Source organism: Fructobacillus sp. ESL1117, from assembly GCF_058508565.1.
This window is the reverse complement of record NZ_CP196385.1, coordinates 1,210,187-1,231,210: the sequence shown is the minus strand read 5'-3', so window position 1 is coordinate 1,231,210 and position 21,024 is coordinate 1,210,187. Positions and strand designations below refer to the sequence as shown.

Below are 21,024 nucleotides of genomic sequence, written 5' to 3'. Positions count from 1 at the left end.
AACACATATATGTTATAACACAAGTATGATATATATTTTTTTTGATTTTTTGATTAAAATAGAGTAGTCGCCTTAGAGCCAAGCGGTTATGGCTATAATGATTCCAGTAAAATAAAAAAACTATTTTCCTATAAAAGGGGTGCCGAATGGCCAACCAGCGTTACGAAATTGAAATTCCAGAAGAGGCCGTCAATGACCTCGACTTATCTGACGGAGCTCAACTAGGCCTCGTCGTCAATGATGCCTCTTTAACTTTGACACCGGTCCTGACTGAAACTAATAAACAAGAACTCTCAATCAGGCGGTTTTTGGTGCCATCCTTCTTAGCCACCATTGCCTTTGCCTTTTGGATTTTATGGCAAAAAGACCCCTTAATCCCCCTTACCGGCGAAAGCTCGCTAGCAACAGCCGTCATTTTCCTTGGTGAAATCACCGGTATCGGTTCCTTTATCCGTCTTCACCTACAAAATATCCGCCAAGAGAAGGACCCAATTAAAAAGAAAACAGATATGCGCCTAGCGCCAACCCTCTTTTTTTCAATTGCTCTGATTCAGGCATTTGCAGCCATCGCCTTTTTTTGGGCGATTGGCTACCTCTTCCAATCGGCGATTTTTGACCGCCTAACGGCGACCATTCTCTTTTTCATTTTTGTCAGTATCGTCAACTATTTGATGGTTTACTCTGCCACACTGATTTCGACCCCCTTTATGATGGCCTTGTTAATTATCACTATCGTCTGTGGTGTCCTAGTGGCCATGGTGACCAATTCAAGGCTTTTATGGTGGCAGCATAATTTTTCCTTTTTAGGAACGGCCAAGGCCCACTTTTCATGGACTTTTAACGCCACATTAATTATTGCCGGTATCCTCTGGGGAACTTTAATTGACTACCTGTTTGTTCCGATTCAAAAGCGTTACAAACAACACCGACGCCTATCAATCTTGCGTACCTTTTTGACTTTCGATGCCCTCTGCTTGTTGGCTATTGGCGCTTTGCCGAACAATCCCGGATTCTTGCATATCGCTCATGATACGGCAGCCAACCTATTGATTGTTGGTACGGGTAGTCCCATGCTCTTGATTTACTGGCTTTTGCCCAATGCTAACCGCGAATTTAAGCTCTTTTCATTAGGAACCGCCCTCAGTATGGTGGTCACCGCTTTTCTCTTCTACGGGATTCGCTACCTGTCTTTGACCGCCTTTGAGATCATCATTTTAGGCCTTGGTATTTCTTGGCTCTTGCTTTTAATGCAAAATATTCATATGCTGTACGAAACGAAGTCTCAATCGTACCAAGTCACGCTCAAATCCATTGAATAAAATCAGAACCCGCTTTTGTACCATGAAAAGGAATGACAACGATGTCAACAGAAAAAAATAACACTCATCAAAAAGGCCCCGGTCGGTCAAAGATTTCAGTCCGTAATCAAGGGCAGAACACCCCTCCCCGCCCAAACCGTTACTCAAAAAATCAGGGGAACCGCTCCAGCCGTGACCAACCCGTTGAGGTCAAAATTGGGCAAAAGTTCCCGTTAACCATCAAACGTCTTGGCATCAATGGTGAGGGGATTGGCTATTTCAAGCGCAAGATTGTCTTTATCCCCGGAGCCTTGCCTGGCGAGGTTGTCACCGCTAAGGTAACTGACTTTACCGACAGATATATTGAAGCAAAGGTCATCACGATCCGCGAAAAAAGCCCCGACCGAGTAGTACCGGAGGATCGGGCTGCCGACTTAGTTGGTGGCTTTGAACTAGCCCACCTTTCTTACCCGGCCCAACTGGCATTTAAGAAAGACCTGATTTTGCAGGCCCTTGAAAAGTTCCAACCAAAGGGCTTTGCCCACTATCAAATCAACGACACAATCGGGATGGCCGTTCCCTACCACTACCGCAATAAGGCTTCTTTACCAATCCGCAAAATTAAGGGTGAGGTTAAGTTAGGTTTGTACAAGCGTGGCACCCACGATATCGTCGACTTACCAACGATTGCTACCCAAGATGAAACATCAATGACCATTGTACGTCAGGTCAAAAAAATCCTCTCCGACGCTTCCGTTTCCTTTTATAATGAAGTCAAGAACACCGGTCTGATCAAAACTATTATTGTTCGTGCCAACCAAGCAGGCCAAGCGCAACTAGTTTTGGTAACGAATGTCGAAGAATTTCCTGGCCGTCTAGCGGTTATCGATGCCCTAACGGAAAAGATGCCTGCGCTGACTGGTATTTTCCAAAATATTAACTTTGGTAAAACATCGCTGATTTGGGGTGACGAGACCATCAAACTTTGGGGCGATGACTATCTTCACGAGGAAATCCTAGGACTAAACTTTGCCTTTTCCCCACGGGCATTCTTGCAACTAAACCACGAGCAAATGACCAAGACCTACGAAATCGCGATTAAGGCCTTGGACCTTAACAAGGAAGACACCCTAGTCGATGCCTATTCAGGGGTGGGAACACTTGGATTATCAATGGCCTTCTTCGTCAAGGAAGTCCGCGGAATGGAAGTTATTCCAGAGGCTGTCGCAGATGCTCGCTTAAACGCTGCAGCAAACGGTATCGAAAATGCCTTTTACGAGGTCGGAACGGCCGAAAAAGTCTTCCCGAAGTGGGCACAAGAAGGCTTCGCGCCAACAGCCGTGGTTGTCGATCCACCACGACCAGGCTTGGATGCTGCCTTTAAAAGAGCATTACTCAAAACAAAACCCCAAAAATTAGTCTATATTTCTTGTAACCCATCGACACTAGCTCGCGACTTGGCAGACCTCGATGCTGCCTATCAAGTTGACTTTATTCAGCCAATTGATATGTTTCCGCAAACTCCCCGTTGGGAGGGTGTCGTGAAGCTGTCACTAAAATAAAAAGATGAGAACGAGCCGTTTGATTTAGCTGGTCTTTCTTTTATAATGAAAATAATTTAATTTTTTATCTTTTGGAAAGGCGGATCTTTCTATGTACCACCGCGATGGACGCTATTTTGAATTAAGTTGGCGACAGATTTACTTTTATTTTTTGCTTTCACTAATCCTCGACGCCCTTGGAAACGGTCTCTCCGTGGCAACAAACCTGGGTTCCGCTCCGTGGACTGCCGGCGCAGCCAATTTGGCCCACGTTACCGGAGCACCCATTTCGCTTTACCTGGCAGCAACGACTGTTCTGGTTGCGATTGCCAATATCTTTTTAGCTAAAAAGTTTGTTTTCAAGCGCTTCCTCGGTAATATTATCTTTGGTCTCCTTTTTTCCTTTTTAGCCGGCTTTTTCAATACCATTTTTGTGCAACTAGGGGTCCGAACAGTGTCACTGTGGCTCCGCATCCCACTCGATCTTTTTGGTGTTGCCGTCGTTGGGATCGCCATTTCGATTTACCAACGGGTTAACTTCATTCTTCATCCAATCGATGATATGACTAATATCCTGCGCTTTTCCTATTTCCGGGGCTCCGCCCCCAAAGCGCAAATTTCAAACTTTATCTTTGCCATCGGCATCTCTTTAGCCTGTTGGGCATACTCAGGCAGTATCGTCTCGATTAACATCGGAACAGCTGTTTCTTTCTTCCTACAAGGACAAATCATCGCTTGGTCCGACAATCTCATCTTCCCACACCTTGTCCACGGCAATATGGATTTAACCCACAAGGATATCCCAGTCCAAAACAAGGATTAAAAATCAGACTCAAAAACAAAAAGGCACCCACGTTCGAAATCGAACGTGAGTGCCTTTTAAGTTTATTGGCAAAAAACAGCAAAAGTCGTCTGACAGCTAATGCCAAAACCGCTTTAGGATTGGGTTTGACTTGATTTATGCTTTTATTTACAAGGAATCAGCTGGCGTAGTTTGCTTGCTCTGTGATGCAAAGAATTGTTGGCCAATTTGAGTCACAATTCGATTGTTCAAAACTAAATAAGTTAAGACTAATTGGATTGGGAAGAAAATCAATTGCTTTGGCAATCTTGCTGACAACATCGCCGTAAAGACAGACCATGAATGTTGTGGTGAATACATTGCCATCAAGGCAAAGGTGTTCACCAAGAAGTTAACCACAAAGGTGATTAGCAAAACGGCCACGAGAATTTTACCCCAGTGAACGGTCTTCGTTAATGGCTGCTGGTAGAAGAATCCCCCATAAATGATTCCAGCAAGTACAACGCCAACGGCCATAATCGGTGACCAAGCGCCGTGGGCCACAAAAAAAGTCACATTAACGAAGTCTAGTAAGACCATCACCAACATTGTCCAGATTGGACCGAAGAACCGGCCCATCAAAGACGATGCCAAAAAGACAAAAGAAACCTTGATGGTTGGTGTCAGCATAACTGAAAACTTACCGATCACCAACGATAGGGCCATTAAGACCGCTAACAAAACGAGCTGTTGGATCGATAAAGAAGACAGCCCCCACTTCTTGAAAACTGTGTGCTTGTTCATATTCTTGAACCTCCTAAAGGAGCGTTCACCGGGTTGGTGAATGCGAAACCCGTACCGCACATAAATGTTTCGTCAGTGGCTCACATTCCGTTTCCACTGCACTTAACGCACGGGTTCCTACCCCATATTTATTTTTTTGCCAACTATTATTTTATTAAAGAATTTTTATTCCGTAATAAAACGAACAATCAACGCTATATATTATATCACGTTCGCTTGTAATAATTCAAAGAAAAAGTGTACCGCTGCCTGAACCTTAAAATAAGGGCAAATCAGTGGGACGGTTTTTGTTAATCTACCCTTGCTTACTGATCTTTATTAGGGGCAGCAGCTCTTTTCACCAGCTAAAGAGTCGATTATTACTACCAGCGGTCGCATCAAAAAAGTCGGTACAATTCCGGCATCGATCCAGGATCGTTCCACTTCTTCAATACAACTGAGGAAATTGATATGATTTATTATGTTCCTTTATCGCGAGATAATAAAAATATAAATTTTATGGTATTAGCTGCGAGGAAGACTAAACTTAAGGAAACTAGGAGTCCCATAACAGAAAACAAAGTGTACTAAAAACATCGATAAATCAAAAAAAGCCTCATCCAAAAGATGATGGCTTCCTTACTTGATTGACCAATTCTATTTAACTGGTGTCAAAATTATTTTAATATTCGGATCAGCGATAAAAGTCATCGATACATGTAGCAGACGATCTTTTTCAATATCAATAATTCCTGAACTAGGCCCCGCTTCTGAACCACCTGTTGTTTGGTACAAGGTGACATTATAATTATCTTTTTCAGTTGAATTTGGGATTGTCTGCTGGTCATACGTCAATAGTGTTATCAGCAACATTGATCCAGCTTTTGATGTTGGCGTTGCTGATTGTGGGGTTAACTCCCCCTCATAAGTTACTTTATACTTTCCGGTTGGGATTTGCGTCACTGGCAGGTAATTGCCTGGATTGGTAATGACATAACTGTCCCCTTGCTTTTTTAAGGGACTAAACTTCGCCGGTGTAAAGATTAATTTTTTCCCTGCTTCCAAATTAAAAGGTTCATAATCATTTACCAGATGTCCATATTCATCTTTCAAACTCGTTGCGCTGTCGCCCCAATACTGCGAATCACCACCCTCGATATGAACATCATAAAATCCAGCATGATATCCTAGCTGCTTTGCATTTTTTTGAGAAGATGGACCATTAAGAGTAAAAGCTTTAGCAGGGTTATTTGATTTCGTTACAGTTTTTCCCGCGTTATTTTTGCTAACAGTGGGAACATAGCGTTTTCCCTCGCCCTTACTCATTTGTTTATGAACATAGTTAAAAAGAACAGCACCAAACAATGCTAATATAATCACTGCAAAGATGATTCTTGTCACTAATTTACTATTACGCATTCACTACTCGCCCTTCTGCCATATCAATTACTTTATCTGCTAGCACACTTAAGTCCTCTGGATTATGACTAGCCAAGATAATACTAGCCCCCCTCCTCTTCTCTTCTTCAAAAATAGCTCTCATCAATTTAACACCTTCCAAATCAATCGCGTTGGTCGGTTCATCAAGTAAGATTAATTTTGGCTGTTCAAAAATAGCTTGAGCAATGGCCGCACGCTGCTTCATCCCTAATGAATACTGGCGCACTTTACGACGGTCATCTGGATCTAGTCCAACACGAGCAATTGCTTCATCAATCATTTCATCAGTGGCAACTTTCTTGATTTTAGCTAGTAACTGTAAATTTTTTCTTAATGTAAAATCTGGTAGCACGTTATTACTTTCAATTAGTAAGCCTAAATCTTTTGGAAAATCAATCTCCTGATGCAGCAATTGACCATTAATGCTGATTGAACCCTGATCTAAATGAATCAAGCCTGCAATAGCACGTAATAACATGGTCTTACCCGCACCATTTCGACCACGAAGTCCATATATTTTGCCATCATCAAATGTTAAATTAATATTATCTAGCACAATTTTTTTATCAAGGGATTTAATCGCCCCTTCAATTTGAATCATGTTTATTCCTTTCCATAATAATCCTGATGCCTTACTTGGACGCTCTGCCACCAAAATAAAAACAATACAACAACTAGCAAACTAGCAACTTGCCAAAAGGAAGTTGTCTTTTGAAACACCAATGGCCCTAAAAATTTTAATTGTTGACTACCCAAAACAGCTCCTAAGATCAGAAAAGTTATCAGTAAAATTGCGTAACCTGCATCGAATCGTGACTCAAGTACCAAATAGATCATTAGTATAAATGCGTAAGAGGACGCTAAACTAAGCGTTTCTGATACATAAAAATGGCCTATCCATAACTGATCACCTAAACAAAGCAACATCACAGGTAATAAAACAATGCCTAATGATTGAAAATATATCCTAATCAATAAAGTTTCAACATGACGAATACGGATTATTCGATTTAAATAAGCACCACTTTGCCAAATAGTCATTGTACCCATAATAGTTACTATTGGTACTACTAGTAAGGCAAAATAAGTCAATTTAACCAAAAGGATTCGAGTACTGTTATCAACAAAATAAACTGGCAGGCCACCCATCTGTGTATACAAAAGCGTTTGAAATAGTAAGATCATAATCATAGTGGCTGCAAAATACATTTTTATATCTACGCGAACCATTCCCATCTCCAAACGAATCGTTTAATAACTGACTTTTGGTATGCTAAAATGCTTAACATTATCAAGACACTAAAAATAGTACTAAGAACAACAGACATGGTAGTACTTGTGGATAAAAATAGCGTTGTTTGTGTATCCACAAAAATAGACTGTTTTAATGGCCAAAGATAGTGCAAAGACGTGGTGACAACAATCAGAACCGTTAGGGCAAGCATTAATATATTCTTCTGCCAACGACTGTATAAAATCAAAACAAGGTAAATAATAATTAATAACCACAACCCAGATAACAACATTTGGCACGACCAAAAAGTGATAAAGCGACTGATTTGAGAAAAGTTTGGGCGTAAATAACCCAATCTGCTAAAGGGCACAAGGTAAAATAACAAAGAAAAGTTCAAGATTAAATAATTCGTTCTCTTAATAATTAATTTTCCTAATTCTCCCCTTCTATTCAAGCGCACGGCCGCTTGCAGTGATGGTCGATAATTATTTGACCAATAGATTAAGGCCATAACAGCAAAAAAAGTTTGCCAAGCTAAATTTTGAAAGTAGTTACCATAAATAACTTCATATTCAACAAAATCTGTATAACTAGTTGATGCCCAGTTAATGTTGATTAAATAAAAGATGGCCATAATAAATAAAATTGCAGCAGTTGATAACCAAATTTTCCGTTCATATCTCATCGTAATTCTCCAAAACGACGCCAATAATAAATCACAATATTGATGACTAACATTGTCAGCAATAATGTCACCCAACTATTAATCCAATCCGGTAAATATATTAGGTAAGCAAAAGTTTGCAGTAATCCACCAATGTTAAATAACTGAGTTCCCAGCAAAACTGAACTTAATACAACCAGGGCCAAAACTTGATAAAAACTATTAAAAATTAAGGTTAACGACACCATTAATACAGTAGTCATTATCACTGCTAGTAGGAAAAGAAAAAAATACAAGAAAAAAGTAACCACTGGATGTTCTAATTGCCACCACAAAAAATGATACTTTTCTAAATTAGGAATTCGACTACGATCATCTAACAATCTCATCTGACCACTAAATGTACGAAAATCAAATAGGTGAATCACCATCACAATCAACAAATTCACTAACAGTGGGACTGAAAATAAAATCGCACCAGCAATGCCAGCAGCATAATAATGCCCGCGAATATATTTTGCAAGGCCAACACGGCTGACAACATTGTAGGACTGACCAGAAGAAAAATCGCTTGATAAAGCGAAACCAACGCCTAAAAGAAGCCAAACTGGAAATAATCCTAACAAGAAAAATGTCAATAAATGACCGTATGGTCCAGCAACACTACTAGCCATAAATGTATTTAACCAAAAATTTGTAGCTAGTGAATTACCACTCAAAACAACAACATGCTGAATAGCATCTGTAGTAGTAATGGCTGTCATGATTAACATCACAAACCAAAATCGTTTTGTTTGTAAGATTCGTTGAAGACTATACTTTAACATTTAATTACCACACTTGATGATTCCAGCTTCCCGATACCCGAGCGAATACGGAAGTTGTCCATTCAGGGTTAAACATCACCATTCGAACATTCGTTTGACTTGCATTACTAAATGTACTCAACTTACTCTTAATACTTTTCGCGTTCATAGCTACCTTCTTTCTTTCTAAAAAGCATTCTAATTAAAAGATTAGTTTAGAATATACCATATAGTTAAATTAATTACAAACTATGGATTGTAAAAAAGGCACCAACTAACCACTAACATTTTTTGTTTTTACATAGAATTGTGGTTATTTTTTCGAACATTTATTCCACACATTTGTTCCAAAGTTTTCTATTTCATTCCAAGCCTCACAGGATCTTGAAACACTTTTCCTAGTTAAAGAACTCGTCTCCCAAGCGTACATCAGACATATTTTGAATTTTTTCAACAAGCAATCACTAAAAGTGCTAATTTTCTCTTAAAAATACCCGAATGGACTAGTAACATGCTATGAACCTTAAAAGTAGAGCCTGTCATTAAATAAGCAAACTAAAAAGACTGACGTTCGAAATATTTCAATCGGTGTCAGTCTTTTTAGTTTGCTCTTAATTTAATTTGATGGTATTTCGGCTTACATCTTTGCTTCCAGTTCAACATTTGGATACTTATCCTTGAACCAGTTCAATGCAAAGTTATTTTCAAATAAGAAGACGGGACGGTCATAGCGATCCTTGACCAACAGGTTCCGCGATGAAGCCATCTTTTCGTCCACTTGGTCTGGGTCAATCCATCGGGCAACCTTTGAACCAATCGGCTCAAATTGAATTTCAACGTTATACTCATTTTCCATTCGGAATTTGAACACTTCAAATTGCAATTGGCCAACTGCACCAAGAATATACTCGCTTGAGTTCCATGACTTATAAAGCTGAATTGTTCCTTCTTGGACCAATTGGGTGATGCCCTTGTGATATGACTTTTGCTTCATCACATCCTTAGCAATCACTTTATTAAAATACTCCGGCGTAAACGTGGGTAAATCAGGGAAACGGACAGCTTTCTTACCAGCAAAAATTGTATCACCGATTTGGAAATTCCCGGTATCATAGACACCGATAATATCACCCGGAACGGCGCCCTGCACATTTTCCCGTTCCTCTGCCATGAACTGGGTCACATTGGCCAAACGGAGCTTCTTGCCCGTTCTTTCCAGCGTAACATCCATACCACGCTCAAAGGCACCGGAAACAATTCGTACAAAGGCAATCCGATCACGGTGACGGGGATCCATGTTTGCCTGAATCTTAAAGACAAAACCAGTAAACTCGTGATTATCCGGTTCAATCACCTGGTCATCAACCGTCGTGACCGGTGCTGGCATTGGTGCATAGGCCAAGTATTCCCGCAAAAATTCGGTTACACCAAAATTTGCTAAGGCCGAACCAAAGAAAACCGGCGTTAACTGACCCGTGGCAACGGCTTTTTCGTCAAATTGGTTACCAGCATCTTCCAACAATTCAACTTCATCCAAGCCCTCTTGGCGAACCTCTGGATGATCAGCTGCGTTCTTAAAGGGGATCAGTTCCTTTTGCTTCAAGTCATAGATGCCCTGCAAAATTTGGCCAGAACCAATCGGCCAATTCATTGGGTAAGCTTGAATGCCCAGGATACTTTCTAATTCGTCCACCAAATCCAATGGTGACCGGGCATCACGATCAATCTTGTTAAAGAATGTAAAGACAGGGATGCCGCGTTTGGAAACAATTTCAAAGAGCTTCTTGGTTTGTGGCTCAATTCCCTTTGCAGCATCAACAACCATCACAACCGAATCAACGGCCATCAGTGTTCGGTAAGTATCTTCCGAAAAATCTTCGTGCCCAGGAGTATCCAAAATGTTGATGCGTTTGCCCTCATAGTCAAACTGCAAGACAGAAGAAGTAACCGAAATCCCACGCTGTTGTTCAATGGCCATCCAGTCAGACGAAGCCATCTTCTTCGCTCCGCGGCCCTTAACCGTTCCAGCCTCACGGATCACACCACCGTGAAGGAGTAATTGTTCCGTTAAGGTTGTTTTTCCCGCATCGGGATGGGAAATGATGGCGAATGTCCGCCGATTTTGTAATTCTTGTTCAAAGTTTTCCATAATAACTTATTTTACATGAAAAAAGCGCTCAGGGCTAGGGCTGAGCGCAGAAACATCTGCTTTCAGTTTATCCTGAAACGCTTTTTTAATTTAAACAATTTAAGTTAGAGAATAATGTGAACGTAAAGTAGCCGGGTTTACTGCTGTTCCGCCTTGTACTGTTCAGCTTCCGCTGGGGTTGCCAAGACAAAGTGGCCCGGTTCAACCTCAACCATCTTTCGTTCCTGACCATCCTTTTCAAAACTGGCATCGTACGGCTTAATCACACGTTGCTTTTCAACAATCGGATCAGGTTCAGGCACGGCCGAAAGCAAGCTCTTGGTATATGGGTGCAATGGATGGTTATAAACTTCATCCGCAGTACCCAATTCAACCAACTTTCCCCAGTGCATCACACCAATTCGGTCAGAGATATACTTGACCATGGCCAAATCATGGGCAATAAAGAGATAAGTTAATTTGTTTTGCTTTTGTAAATCAGCCAATAAGTTGACAACCTGAGCCTGAACAGAAACGTCCAAGGCCGAAATTGGTTCATCGGCAATGATAAACTTTGGCTGAACGGCCAACGCACGGGCGATTCCAATTCGTTGCTTCTGTCCACCAGAGAATTCGTGTGGGTATCGTGAGGCGTGGTCCTTGTTCAAGCCAACCAGCTTCAACAATTCCAATACCTTCGCTTCTCGTTCGGCCCGCTTCTTGCTGTAACCGACTTGGTCAAGACCCTCACCAATGATATCTTCAACTCGCAAACGGCCGTTCAATGAGGCCTGTGGGTCTTGGAAAATCATTTGCGCTTGCTTACGGAAGTCCTTCATGCCCTGTTTTTTCAACTGGCCCAGATCTTGACCATCAAAAGTAATGGTCCCTGAATCTTGGTTGTAAAGCTTCAAAATCGTCCGACCAATGGTCGTCTTTCCTGAGCCGGATTCCCCAACCAAGCCAAAGGTTTCACCTTCATAAATATCGAAAGAAATTTCATCAATTGCCTTGGTGGCATTGCTCTTACCAGCATTAAAAGTCAGGTTTAAATCCTTAATCTCAACTAATTTCTTTGCATCTGAATTTTGCATTACTTGGCCCCCTCATTTTCTAAGGTCTGCCAAAATGCTTGGCGACGTTGAATCTCAAGTGGTGGTGTTACCTTTGGTGCCCGGTCATCTAAGAGCCATGTGGCTGCAAAATGAGTTGGTGACACTTCAAAGAGTGGTGGCTGTTTTTCATGATCGATTGCCAAACCATAAACGTTTCGGTCTGCAAAAGCATCACCCTTCGGTGGGTAAAGCAAGTCCGGTGGCGTACCTGGGATGGCCTGTAAGGTACCAGACTCAGTCTTCGTTGATGGCATTGAACCCAACAACCCCCATGTATAAGGATGTTGTGGATTATAGAAGACTTCGTTCACCAGTCCGGTTTCAACAATCTTACCGGCATACATAACGGCCACCCGATCAGCAATCCCGGCCACAACACCCAAATCATGGGTGATAAAGATAATGGCCGTGTTATTCTTCTTTTGCAACTTCTTCAAAACCTGTAAAATCTGGGCTTGAATCGTCACATCCAAAGCAGTTGTTGGTTCATCGGCAATCAAGACCTTTGGATCAGCGGCCAAAGCAATGGCGATCACAGCCCGCTGGCGCATGCCACCAGACCATTGATGAGGATAATCATTGATGTGTTCCTCGGCATTTGGAATCCCAACATCCTTCATGAGCTGCAAGGCCTTTTCTAGTGCTTCAGCCTTTTCAACTTCATGGTGCTTCATGATTGGTTCAGCAATTTGGTTACCAATCTTCATCGTTGGGTCTAATGAAGTCATTGGGTCCTGGAAAACCATTGCGACTTCAGAGCCACGATAACTTTCCCATTCTTTTTCAGACAACTTGGCCAAATTCTTACCATTGTAAAGAATTTGACTTTCTTCACCTAATTCAGCGTTCTGGGCATTGAGACCGAGAAGGGTCTTTGTCGTCACTGATTTACCAGAACCGGATTCCCCAACAATCGCGATGGTTTCGCCAGCATTTAAATCAAAATTAACGCCTCGAATCGCCTGGATTTTTCCAGCATAAGTGTTAAAGTCCACGCGGAGGTCTTTTACTTGTAAAATTGGTGCTACCATGAAGGCCTCCTTATTCATCCGCCATCTTTGGATCAAAGGCATCACGCAGACCATCCCCTAACAGGATGAAGGCCAACGATACCAAAATCAAGACAGCTGATGGAATCAAAATCTGATATGGGTAGTATTGCAACATGTTCTGTCCATCAGTAATCAACGTTCCAAGTGAGGCAGTTGGTGCCTTAACACCCAAGTTGATGGCCGACAAAACCGCTTCGAACATAATGGCAGATGGAATCGTCATCATGATTTGCACGATAATTGTACCAGACATGTTTGGTACCAAGTGCTTCAAAGCAATCTTTGGTCCAGATTCACCTAGGGTCTTAGCCGCCAAGACGAAGTCACGTTCCTTATAGGTCAACGTTAAGTTACGAACCTGACGGGCCATTCCAGTCCAACTCGTCAAAGCGATGGCCAAAATAATTGACCACATACTGGACCCAAAAAGCATGGCCAAGAGGGTCACAACCACTAAGTTGGGGATAGCCGAAATCACTTCAATGACGCGTTGTAAGACGGTATCCACCCAACCACCAAGCCAGCCAGAAACTAAACCGTAACTAACACCAATCAAAAGGTCGATGGCCGTCGCCACAATGGCAATAAAGAGTGAGATTCTTAAACCAACCGTCACACGCTTAGCTACAGAACGACCAAGGTTGTCAGTCCCCAAAATAAAATTCTGGTCAACATCGTTCTTAGCATAAACATCAACCGATTCAGTGGCACCAGGGGTTGTCATATTGCCATCCCAGCCCGGAATTGGCAGACCAGACTTTGGTGGCAAATTTTTATATTTAGCAGTGCCAGTATCGAATTGGTTCGCTGCATTTTGGCTAACCAATGGTATTGAAATCAGCGCATAAAGCATAACCAAAACCAAGAAAACCAAACTAACCACTGCTAATTTATTCTTACGAAGGCGGTGCCAAACACTTTGCCAAGTTGATAAGGCAGGCTTCACGATGTTTTCGCTGGCCGACTTATCTTCAATCCCAACGAGGGAAAATTCATTTTGTACTTCTTCCATGTTCTCCCCCTACTTCAAGCGAACTCGTGGATCAACGATTGCCGTCAAAATATCGGTAATCAAGATGCAGACCATCAACATCGCTGCATAAACGATAGTGGTTCCCATAATAACTGGGTAATCCTTGGTCGGAATTGAGGAAACAAACTGTTGCCCAATTCCGGGAATTGAAAAGATGTTTTCAACCAGAGTTGACCCAGTCAACAAGTTGGCCACCATTGGACCGATCAGCGTCAAAATCGGAATCATTGAATTCCGGTAAGCATGCTTACGAATTAACTGAGTACCCGTCATCCCCTTCGCCCGGGCCAATTGAATATAATCCGAGTGCAACACATCAATCATTTCGGAACGAACAAATCTTGTCGTCGTTGCTGCGGGACCAACGGCTAAGGCCAAAGTTGGCAAAATCGTTTCGGAGAAACTATCGCCCCAACCAGAAACGGGCAACCAACCAAGATTATAACCAAAGACGTAAAGCAAAACGATGGCTAAGATAAAGGAAGGAACCGAAATTCCCAGAGTGGAAATAATGCCCAAAAAACCATCCGTCTTCTTGTTTTGGTTCTTGGCAGAAACTGCCCCAAACCAAAGACCAAGCAAGATCCCAACAACCAGGGCTTGTAAACCAAGTTGCGCAGATACTGGTAATCGTTGCCCAATCAGCGTTGAAACTGATTGGTTTTGATACTGATAAGAGGTCCCCAGATCACCATGCAAGAGGTTAACAAGGTAATCAAAGTATTGAACCAAAACGGGCTTATCCAAACCATAGGTTTGATTCAACTGGGCAATGGCAGAAGCCGATAAGTGTGGATTATTATACGGTGTTCCTGGCAAAATCTGCATCAAGAAGAACGTGGCTGTGACCACAATCCACAATGTGACTAGCAGGATTAACACTCGTTTGAAAATGTATTTGGCCATTTGAATGACTCTCCTAGTGCTATAACGAAGTTATCGTTGTTTGTTTAAACTAATTTAATATGGCCTTTTTAGCAAGACACTTTTCACATCAAAGGCAGGTCACATAAAGGGTGTCCATTATCATACGGGACGTCTCTCTCAATGACCTGCCTAGTATATTCAAATTGAATAGTTGTTAAATTGCATTACTTCCGGTATGCCCGAGTAACATCTAGTGGCAAACCAGCAGGGTTTGTCACAACACCCTTAACATTTGGACGAGCCAATGAAGCACCCTTCCATGAAAGCAATGGGTTGATGTTTGCAGAGTCCATCAAAGCCTTTTCAGCTGCCTTCCAGTCAGCATCACGGGCAGATGGGTTGTTAGCATCTGTACTTTCGGCCTTTGTTACGGCGTCAATGTAATCTTGGTTCTTGAACTGACCGTCGTTCATACCAGTGTCAGTTGCCTTGAACATATCGTAGAAGGTTGAACCATCAGGATAATCACCGTTCCAGTTAGAAACAACAATATCAAAGTTCCCGTTTTGTGAATCTTGTAGACGTTGCTTGAATGGCACAATCTTCTCAGTGATTGAAATTTGGTCACCAAAGGTTGATTCGTAAGCCTGCTTCAAGTAGTCCACGATATTCTTAGAAATTGGACTATCAGCATCCGTTTCCAAGGTAACGTTCATCTTACCCTTGTTAACTTCCTTGATTCCTTCGGCAAAGAGTTTCTGGGCCTTTTCCTTGTCATAAGTGTAGCCAGGAGCAACATAAGTAGACAAGTCCTCACCATTTGAAGCCTTAACCAAGTTGTTTGAAACCAAGCTCTTAGCAGCATCACGGGTACCACCCGTTGCCTGTGAAGCCAAGTCCTTACGGTTGGTTGCCAAGTTCAAAGCTTCGCGAATCTTTTCGTTTTGCAAGAATGGGTTCTTTGCCTGGTTATACTCCAAGTAAGTTGCTGAAGCCAGCGCACTATTGACAACATCCTTGTTGTTCTTGTTAGCTGAGTACATTTCAGGTGAGTTGGTAATCGCAGCGCGATCAATCTTACCTTGCTTGTACAACTTAATCGCAGTTTCAGGGTTCTTAATAACTTGCCAGTTAATCGTCTTTGTCTTGACATTCTTGGCATCCCAATAGTTATCGTTCTTGACCATCTTGAACTTACCGTTGGTTCCATTCCAGCCTTCGAACTTGTAAGCACCTGAATAGATTTGATCGGCTGCAGTTGTACCATACTTAGAACCCTTTTCCTTGACGAAAGATTCCTTCTGTGGCGTGAATTGAGCGAAACTCAACAGGTACTTAAATTGTGGCATTGGCTTTTCCAACGTGAAAGTCAATGTATTGCCATCAGCCTTAACACCCAAATCAGACACCGGCTTCTTACCAGCCACGATATCATCAGCGTTCTTCACACCCGATGTCAGGTATGAGTATTGTGAGGCAGTCTTTGGATCAGCAATTCGTTGCCATGAGTATACAAAGTCCTTAGCAGTCTAGGCAGAACCATCTGACCACTTCAATCCGGAACGCAATTGAACGGTATAAGTCAAACCGTCTGATGAGACGCTATATGACTTAGCCAAGTCAGGGACAACGTCCCCCTTGGCATTTGTACGTAACAAGTTCGCTTCCGTATTTCCCAGAATCGTGTTCGAATATTGGTCAGTCGCCTTGGACATATCCAATGTTTGAATATCAGTTGCCAAACCAAAGTTTAACGTTGATTTATCATCTGCGGGACTTGTCCCCCACCAGCCAGCAGCTCGAGATCCCCCAACTGCGACCAGAACAACGACTGCCGCAACAGTCCATTTCTGCCATCGTTTCATGATGCTTCCTCCTCGGTACAACTTAATGTTTGTTTAATCTTATCAGACAAACACACCATTTTCAAATAATTTTTTAATAAAAATGATTATTTTGTTGTTTCGACGCTTAGTTTACCGCTTAAAATGCTCATTTTGCCGGGATTTGTTATTTTTCCTGACATCAAAAAAAGAATGATTTTGTTAACAAAATCATTCTTTAGGTATTGATTATTCACTTTTAACCGACTTATTCCGGATTTTCCTTGTAAGACAAAGCAGCCACGTTCAAGCTTTGATCCGCTAAATCCTTCGTAAAGGAAACTTCGTGAGAAACGATAATAGCGTTACCAGGAAAGGCCTTAATCGCCTTATACAAAGCTTGTTTCGTTTCTTCATCCAAGTGGTTCGTTGGCTCATCAAGGATTAAGAAGTTTGACGGCTTCATTTCCATAATGGCCAGCTTAACCTTCGTCTGCTCCCCTCCAGAAAGCTGGAACAATGGCTTTTGGGCATTTTCAGCATTAATGCCGGCGCCCGCCAAACGCTGCCGCAATTCTTTTGGCAAAATCGTAGGGAATAAGTCTTGCATCGCCTGTAATGGCGTCTGCTGGTCATTATCCCAGTCTAAATCCTGGTCAAAGTAATTCACGACAGCTGAAGGTGAAAATTCCACTTGACCGCCAAGTGAAGGAATTTCGCCCAAAATGGACTTGATCAACGTCGACTTTCCTGCCCCGTTGAACCCGGCAAAGACAATCTTCTTTTCCGTTGTTAATGAGAATGACACGGGTTCCAAGATTGCCTGATCATAGCCAACTGACAAATCAGTCACCGTCAAAGCGGCGGCCGACTGGGAGTTAACGTATGGGAAGTTAAATTTCGCCTTCAGGTTTTCTGAAGGTGGATCCACCTTATCCATCCGGGCCAGCATCTTTTCACGAGACTTGGCCTGCTTTGAAGTTGAAGCACGGGCCTTGTTCTTGGCAATGAACTTTTCAGCTTTAGCAATCTCAACCTGCTGTTTCTCATACTGACGCAGCTGCTGCTCAGAACGTTCTTCTTTTTGACGCATCGCCTTTTGGAAAGAACCGCGATACTTGGTAATTTTACCAAAAGAAACGTCAGCAATCGCGTTCGTTACCTTATCCAAGAAATCAAAGTCATGCGAAATAATCATGGCTGCGCCTTCAAATCCCTGCAAAAAGCCTTCCAACCATTCGATGTGCGCAACATCCAAATAGTTGGTCGGCTCATCAAGGATAATGACGTCGTCATTTTCCAAGAGCAACTTAGCCAAGATAACCTTGGCACGCTGACCACCAGACATGTGTTCTAGTTCGCGGTCCCGCCCAATGGCTTCCAAGCCTAGACCAGAAATCACCCGTTCGATTTCAGTATCAACGTCATAGAAACCAGCAGCATCCAGTTCTTCTTGTAGGCGTCCTGCTCGCTCAAGCAGCTTGTCATCGGCGGTAGCGGCGTACTTTTCATACAATTCCGTTGCGCGATCCTGCTTAGCATAGAGATCCTTGTAAGCCGTATGCAAGAAATCAACCAGAGTCATCCCCTCTGGAATTTCTGCATACTGATCCAAGTAGCCAATTTTCAGATTTTTCGCCCAGTCAATTCGGCCCGAAAGGGGAAAAACTTGCCCGGTCAAAATCCGAATCAAAGTTGACTTACCAGCCCCGTTTTGACCGACAATCCCCATGTGTTCGCCGGCTTGCAATTCCAAGTCAGCATCGTCATATAATGTTTTTTCTGCGTAGGCCATCGAGAGCCCACTTACTTCTAATAATGCCATAAGACTTAGTTTACCACACTTTGCCTTGACAAGCATGGTCAAGACCCCCTCTTTGGGCTATACTGAATAAAAGAACCTAGCAAATTACTATTCTTTGCTCTTATAACGTGAACCGCTTTTTTGGAGAATCAAAGTAAATGAAAGCTCGTAAACTCAACCATAAAAAAATTCCCGCACAAGACCCCAACCGTGCCTTTCGTTTCTGGCGCGACGTCTTTGACCTTCCTCAAAGTGGTGCCCAAACTGACCGCATCTTAGTTGTTGACCACGAAGACCTTACTTTTGTTCAGAGTCAATCCAAAACTACTTTTGAGCTCTTGGTTCGTGACCACCTCCCTGAATTAAAACAGCACTTAGCCAATAATTTTGTTGTCATCGAAAAAGAGGAAGAACGTTTTAACAATAAAGTGGCGGTGACGGTTAAGGATTCCGAGGGTAATACCGTCGTCATTGAGGCGAATGCCTGATGTTGTATCACTGAGCTCATTAAAAAATTTTATTGAAATATCGACTTATTTTCGCTAAAACACTTGCTCCACCGCTGTAACCATGGTATACTATTTTTTGTTGTTTAAGACAACTCCATGGTTAGTTAGCTCAGTTGGTAGAGCAACGGACTCTTAATCCGTGGGTCCAGGGTTCGAGCCCCTGACTGACCACTACAGCAATCCTTGAGGCAATCCTCAAGGATTTTTTTGTGTTCCCAAAAATCGTCTAACTAAACTGATTGGTATGCAACAGATACCAAAAAAGCTAATGACACCATCTCTGGTATCATTAGCTTTTTAGCTACTTACGCTTGTCGGTAAACATAATAGGCCAGGTTACCACCATTGGCCTTTGCCGTGTAATTATAGGCTGCGTCATAATTCCATTCTTGAACAGCCGTACCCGTTTGGCCGCCCGTTACATAATTAACGGAAATGGCGCGGGCATTTGGATCGTTTGAGACAATGATTTGAACGTGACCAGCAGATCCACCTGAGGCACCCTGCTGACCCCAAATAACGATATCACCACGTTGAGCATCCCATGGCGTATTCGTTGAAATTAGTTGATAACCGTTTTGTTCCAAATAACCGTGCAAAGAATCCGTATTATACAAGTAAGCCGGCTTGGAAGCCCCCGCCTCATACAAGGCTTCCGTCATTGCACCGGAACAGTCAGCCGTCCCATCGGCGCCATCACGAGACCCCGTCATAGAATAAGTCAACTTGCCTTGGTTGTCATAGAACCAATTAATAACCTGATCCGTATTGACCTTATTCGTGGTAGCCGTTGGTTGTACGGCTGCACTTGTCGAAGCTGGGGCTTGGGAAGTAGCTACCTGTGACGTTGCTGCTTGGGAAGCCGGTGCCTCTGAAACGACAGCTTGTGAGACAGGTGCTTGGGATGCCACCGCTTGTGAAGTGGCCGCTTGAGAACTTTGTACCTGTGAGGTAGTTGCTTCTGAATTGGCTACTTGGGAAATACCAGCCTGTGAGACAGTAGTCTGTGAGCCAGGTGCTTGTGAAGCTGCTGCTTGTGCCTGACTCAAAGACTGCGTCTGTGAGTACAAATCGGCTGACTGTGACCCAGCTCCTTGAGCAGCATTTTGCTCAATTGTATCGGTCTGGTCAGTATTTGGCTGTTGTGCACCAGCACTTGAACCAGCAACGGACACCGCTTGACTAACTTGATTTTGATTGACACTAGCTGCCATTGACTGGGCGCTAGCCTGCGAACTAGCCACGGACAAAGACTGGCTCTGAGCAACTGATTGAGCAGCGGCAGTCGTTGCTGTCTGACTACCCGTTTGACTTCCCTGGCTGACTGCTTGTGAGCTGGCTTGCGAATCGGCAGCCACCTGAGCGGAATCAGTCGTTGGTGCACCCTTTTGCATCAACACCAAGTTTGGCTGACTAGTTTGGCTCTGGCTTACCTGAGCAACTCCAGCAGACAATAAGACACCATCATCTTTAAGCTTTTGGATCACTTGAGCCTGGGCACCCAAGCGATAGCCTGAAATCAACAACCCTTGGTCATCCAAGCCCAACTGCTGGGCCGCCTGTTCCGTGCTCAAACCATAAGCCTGGGCAATCACATCCAGTGTGTCCCCCCACTGTGTCGCATAGCCATGAATATTTTGTCCTTGGCCTTGCTTTGCAATGGCAGCCTTGACCTGGTCAAGCGAGTTTGCCTGCCATTGGCTTTGTTGGTCAACTTGAGATTGTGCCTGGCCCTGAACTTGGTCAGCACTGGCTGTTTGATTTTGGTTCAAAACGGTCGCCCCAAAAACAGCGCCCGTTGCTGCTAATGTCGTCGCACTTGCTGTAAACATTAACCGATGTCTAAGGTGCTTGTCTTGATTATTATCCGTCATGGTTGATTACCTCCGTTTTCTGAATGACAATATTTCGAGCATAGCTACTAAACCGAACGTCATGAGTTCGGCCATCTTTTTGATAGTTTTAAAATCAGACTGGTTATCCGAATTCAAAAAAATTTAATTATTCCCAAAGGAAAATAACTTGGCTATGCTATAAACCTTCTCCGACTCTATTGTACAGTATTGGCGTCAAAATTGTTACAGTAACAGGTCAAAAAAAGGCAACCCTATCAAAATCAGGCAAAAGATTTTGTTTTGATAACCAA

General features: G+C 42.8%; 17 protein-coding genes, 1 tRNA gene, 1 pseudogene and 1 riboswitch. Of the genes and pseudogenes, 5 read left to right on the top strand and 14 right to left on the bottom strand.

Features of this window, described 5'->3' with window-relative positions; all coding sequences use genetic code 11:
• The first annotated feature begins 146 nt into the window (after positions 1-146).
• The 3 genes from ACSYSH_RS05705 (at position 147) to ACSYSH_RS05695 (ending at position 3,662) form a co-directional block, all read left to right on the top strand.
• Positions 147-1,319, top strand: coding sequence for a DUF998 domain-containing protein (locus ACSYSH_RS05705; protein ID WP_489816225.1), 1,173 nt, complete (start codon positions 147-149; stop codon positions 1,317-1,319).
• Positions 1,320-1,360: 41 nt separating this feature from the next.
• The gene (gene rlmD / locus ACSYSH_RS05700; RefSeq protein ID WP_489816224.1) at positions 1,361-2,860 is read left to right on the top strand and encodes a 23S rRNA (uracil(1939)-C(5))-methyltransferase RlmD; all 1,500 of its coding nucleotides are present in this window, start codon (positions 1,361-1,363) and stop codon (positions 2,858-2,860) included.
• Between the two features lie 91 nt (positions 2,861-2,951).
• Entirely contained in the window at positions 2,952-3,662 is a 711-nt protein-coding gene (locus ACSYSH_RS05695; RefSeq protein WP_489816223.1) for a DUF6198 family protein, read from the top strand.
• Positions 3,663-3,809: 147 nt separating this feature from the next.
• Here the strand turns inward: ACSYSH_RS05695 and ACSYSH_RS05690 are convergent, their stop codons facing one another.
• The 13 genes and pseudogenes from ACSYSH_RS05690 to ACSYSH_RS05630 form a co-directional block, all read right to left on the bottom strand.
• Positions 3,810-4,424 (bottom strand): folate family ECF transporter S component, encoded by a 615-nt coding sequence (locus ACSYSH_RS05690; protein ID WP_491702204.1) that lies wholly within the window; start codon positions 4,422-4,424, stop codon positions 3,810-3,812.
• 32 nt (positions 4,425-4,456) lie between these two features.
• Positions 4,457-4,551, bottom strand: a riboswitch (THF riboswitch).
• A 509-nt stretch (positions 4,552-5,060) separates the two neighbouring features.
• Entirely contained in the window at positions 5,061-5,822 is a 762-nt protein-coding gene (locus ACSYSH_RS05685) for a hypothetical protein (RefSeq protein WP_491702205.1), read from the bottom strand.
• A complete protein-coding gene (locus ACSYSH_RS05680; protein ID WP_489816221.1) occupies positions 5,815-6,444 on the bottom strand; it encodes an ABC transporter ATP-binding protein in 630 nt (209 codons plus the stop codon). The genes ACSYSH_RS05685 and ACSYSH_RS05680 overlap by 8 nt, the downstream gene beginning before the upstream one ends.
• A gap of 2 nt (positions 6,445-6,446) precedes the next feature.
• The gene (locus ACSYSH_RS05675) at positions 6,447-7,073 is read right to left on the bottom strand and encodes a hypothetical protein (RefSeq protein ID WP_489816220.1); all 627 of its coding nucleotides are present in this window, start codon (positions 7,071-7,073) and stop codon (positions 6,447-6,449) included.
• Positions 7,061-7,762, bottom strand: a complete 702-nt coding sequence (locus tag ACSYSH_RS05670) for a hypothetical protein (protein WP_489816219.1) — start codon at positions 7,760-7,762, stop codon at positions 7,061-7,063. The genes ACSYSH_RS05675 and ACSYSH_RS05670 overlap by 13 nt, the downstream gene beginning before the upstream one ends.
• The gene (locus tag ACSYSH_RS05665; RefSeq protein WP_489816218.1) at positions 7,759-8,505 is read right to left on the bottom strand and encodes a hypothetical protein; all 747 of its coding nucleotides are present in this window, start codon (positions 8,503-8,505) and stop codon (positions 7,759-7,761) included. Before ACSYSH_RS05665 ends, ACSYSH_RS05670 begins: the two co-directional genes overlap by 4 nt.
• Positions 8,506-9,184: 679 nt before the next feature.
• The gene (locus tag ACSYSH_RS05660) at positions 9,185-10,696 is read right to left on the bottom strand and encodes a peptide chain release factor 3 (RefSeq protein WP_252774388.1); all 1,512 of its coding nucleotides are present in this window, start codon (positions 10,694-10,696) and stop codon (positions 9,185-9,187) included.
• 137 nt (positions 10,697-10,833) lie between these two features.
• Positions 10,834-11,769, bottom strand: coding sequence for an ABC transporter ATP-binding protein (locus ACSYSH_RS05655; protein WP_252774389.1), 936 nt, complete (start codon positions 11,767-11,769; stop codon positions 10,834-10,836).
• Positions 11,769-12,821: an ABC transporter ATP-binding protein gene (locus ACSYSH_RS05650; protein WP_252774390.1), complete on the bottom strand. Its 1,053-nt coding sequence runs from the start codon at positions 12,819-12,821 to the stop codon at positions 11,769-11,771. Before ACSYSH_RS05650 ends, ACSYSH_RS05655 begins: the two co-directional genes overlap by 1 nt.
• Positions 12,822-12,831: 10 nt before the next feature.
• The gene (locus ACSYSH_RS05645) at positions 12,832-13,854 is read right to left on the bottom strand and encodes an ABC transporter permease (RefSeq protein WP_491702207.1); all 1,023 of its coding nucleotides are present in this window, start codon (positions 13,852-13,854) and stop codon (positions 12,832-12,834) included.
• 9 nt (positions 13,855-13,863) lie between these two features.
• Complete coding sequence (locus ACSYSH_RS05640) at positions 13,864-14,781, bottom strand: ABC transporter permease (RefSeq protein ID WP_252774392.1); 918 nt, start codon at positions 14,779-14,781, stop codon at positions 13,864-13,866.
• Positions 14,782-14,966: 185 nt separating this feature from the next.
• Positions 14,967-16,607: pseudogene (locus ACSYSH_RS05635) on the bottom strand (peptide ABC transporter substrate-binding protein).
• 226 nt (positions 16,608-16,833) lie between these two features.
• A complete protein-coding gene (locus ACSYSH_RS05630; RefSeq protein ID WP_491702208.1) occupies positions 16,834-18,390 on the bottom strand; it encodes an ABC-F family ATP-binding cassette domain-containing protein in 1,557 nt (518 codons plus the stop codon).
• Between the two features lie 137 nt (positions 18,391-18,527).
• On the opposite strand from ACSYSH_RS05630, the gene ACSYSH_RS05625 reads away from it, so the two are divergent.
• Together ACSYSH_RS05625 and ACSYSH_RS05620 are read left to right on the top strand one after the other, a co-directional pair.
• Positions 18,528-18,857, top strand: a complete 330-nt coding sequence (locus ACSYSH_RS05625) for a VOC family protein (RefSeq protein WP_491702209.1) — start codon at positions 18,528-18,530, stop codon at positions 18,855-18,857.
• Positions 18,858-18,976: 119 nt separating this feature from the next.
• Positions 18,977-19,049 (top strand) — tRNA-Lys (locus tag ACSYSH_RS05620).
• Between the two features lie 134 nt (positions 19,050-19,183).
• Here the strand turns inward: ACSYSH_RS05620 and ACSYSH_RS05615 are convergent.
• Positions 19,184-20,752, bottom strand: coding sequence for a peptidoglycan amidohydrolase family protein (locus ACSYSH_RS05615; protein WP_491702210.1), 1,569 nt, complete (start codon positions 20,750-20,752; stop codon positions 19,184-19,186).
• Positions 20,753-21,024: the final 272 nt, after the last annotated feature.

Coding starts and splice junctions, on each gene's coding strand:
- ACSYSH_RS05690 (WP_491702204.1), bottom strand. CDS start 4,424: ATGAACAAGCACACAGTTTTCAAGAAGTGGGGGCTGTCTTCTTTATCG.
- ACSYSH_RS05705 (WP_489816225.1), top strand. CDS start 147: ATGGCCAACCAGCGTTACGAAATTGAAATTCCAGAAGAGGCCGTCAAT.
- ACSYSH_RS05640 (WP_252774392.1), bottom strand. CDS start 14,781: ATGGCCAAATACATTTTCAAACGAGTGTTAATCCTGCTAGTCACATTG.
- ACSYSH_RS05665 (WP_489816218.1), bottom strand. CDS start 8,505: ATGACAGCCATTACTACTACAGATGCTATTCAGCATGTTGTTGTTTTG.
- ACSYSH_RS05670 (WP_489816219.1), bottom strand. CDS start 7,762: ATGAGATATGAACGGAAAATTTGGTTATCAACTGCTGCAATTTTATTT.
- ACSYSH_RS05695 (WP_489816223.1), top strand. CDS start 2,952: ATGTACCACCGCGATGGACGCTATTTTGAATTAAGTTGGCGACAGATT.
- ACSYSH_RS05655 (WP_252774389.1), bottom strand. CDS start 11,769: ATGCAAAATTCAGATGCAAAGAAATTAGTTGAGATTAAGGATTTAAAC.
- ACSYSH_RS05625 (WP_491702209.1), top strand. CDS start 18,528: ATGAAAGCTCGTAAACTCAACCATAAAAAAATTCCCGCACAAGACCCC.
- ACSYSH_RS05650 (WP_252774390.1), bottom strand. CDS start 12,821: ATGGTAGCACCAATTTTACAAGTAAAAGACCTCCGCGTGGACTTTAAC.
- ACSYSH_RS05675 (WP_489816220.1), bottom strand. CDS start 7,073: ATGGTTCGCGTAGATATAAAAATGTATTTTGCAGCCACTATGATTATG.
- ACSYSH_RS05680 (WP_489816221.1), bottom strand. CDS start 6,444: ATGATTCAAATTGAAGGGGCGATTAAATCCCTTGATAAAAAAATTGTG.
- ACSYSH_RS05630 (WP_491702208.1), bottom strand. CDS start 18,390: ATGGCATTATTAGAAGTAAGTGGGCTCTCGATGGCCTACGCAGAAAAA.
- rlmD (WP_489816224.1), top strand. CDS start 1,361: ATGTCAACAGAAAAAAATAACACTCATCAAAAAGGCCCCGGTCGGTCA.
- ACSYSH_RS05660 (WP_252774388.1), bottom strand. CDS start 10,696: ATGGAAAACTTTGAACAAGAATTACAAAATCGGCGGACATTCGCCATC.
- ACSYSH_RS05615 (WP_491702210.1), bottom strand. CDS start 20,752: ATGACGGATAATAATCAAGACAAGCACCTTAGACATCGGTTAATGTTT.
- ACSYSH_RS05645 (WP_491702207.1), bottom strand. CDS start 13,854: ATGGAAGAAGTACAAAATGAATTTTCCCTCGTTGGGATTGAAGATAAG.
- ACSYSH_RS05685 (WP_491702205.1), bottom strand. CDS start 5,822: ATGCGTAATAGTAAATTAGTGACAAGAATCATCTTTGCAGTGATTATA.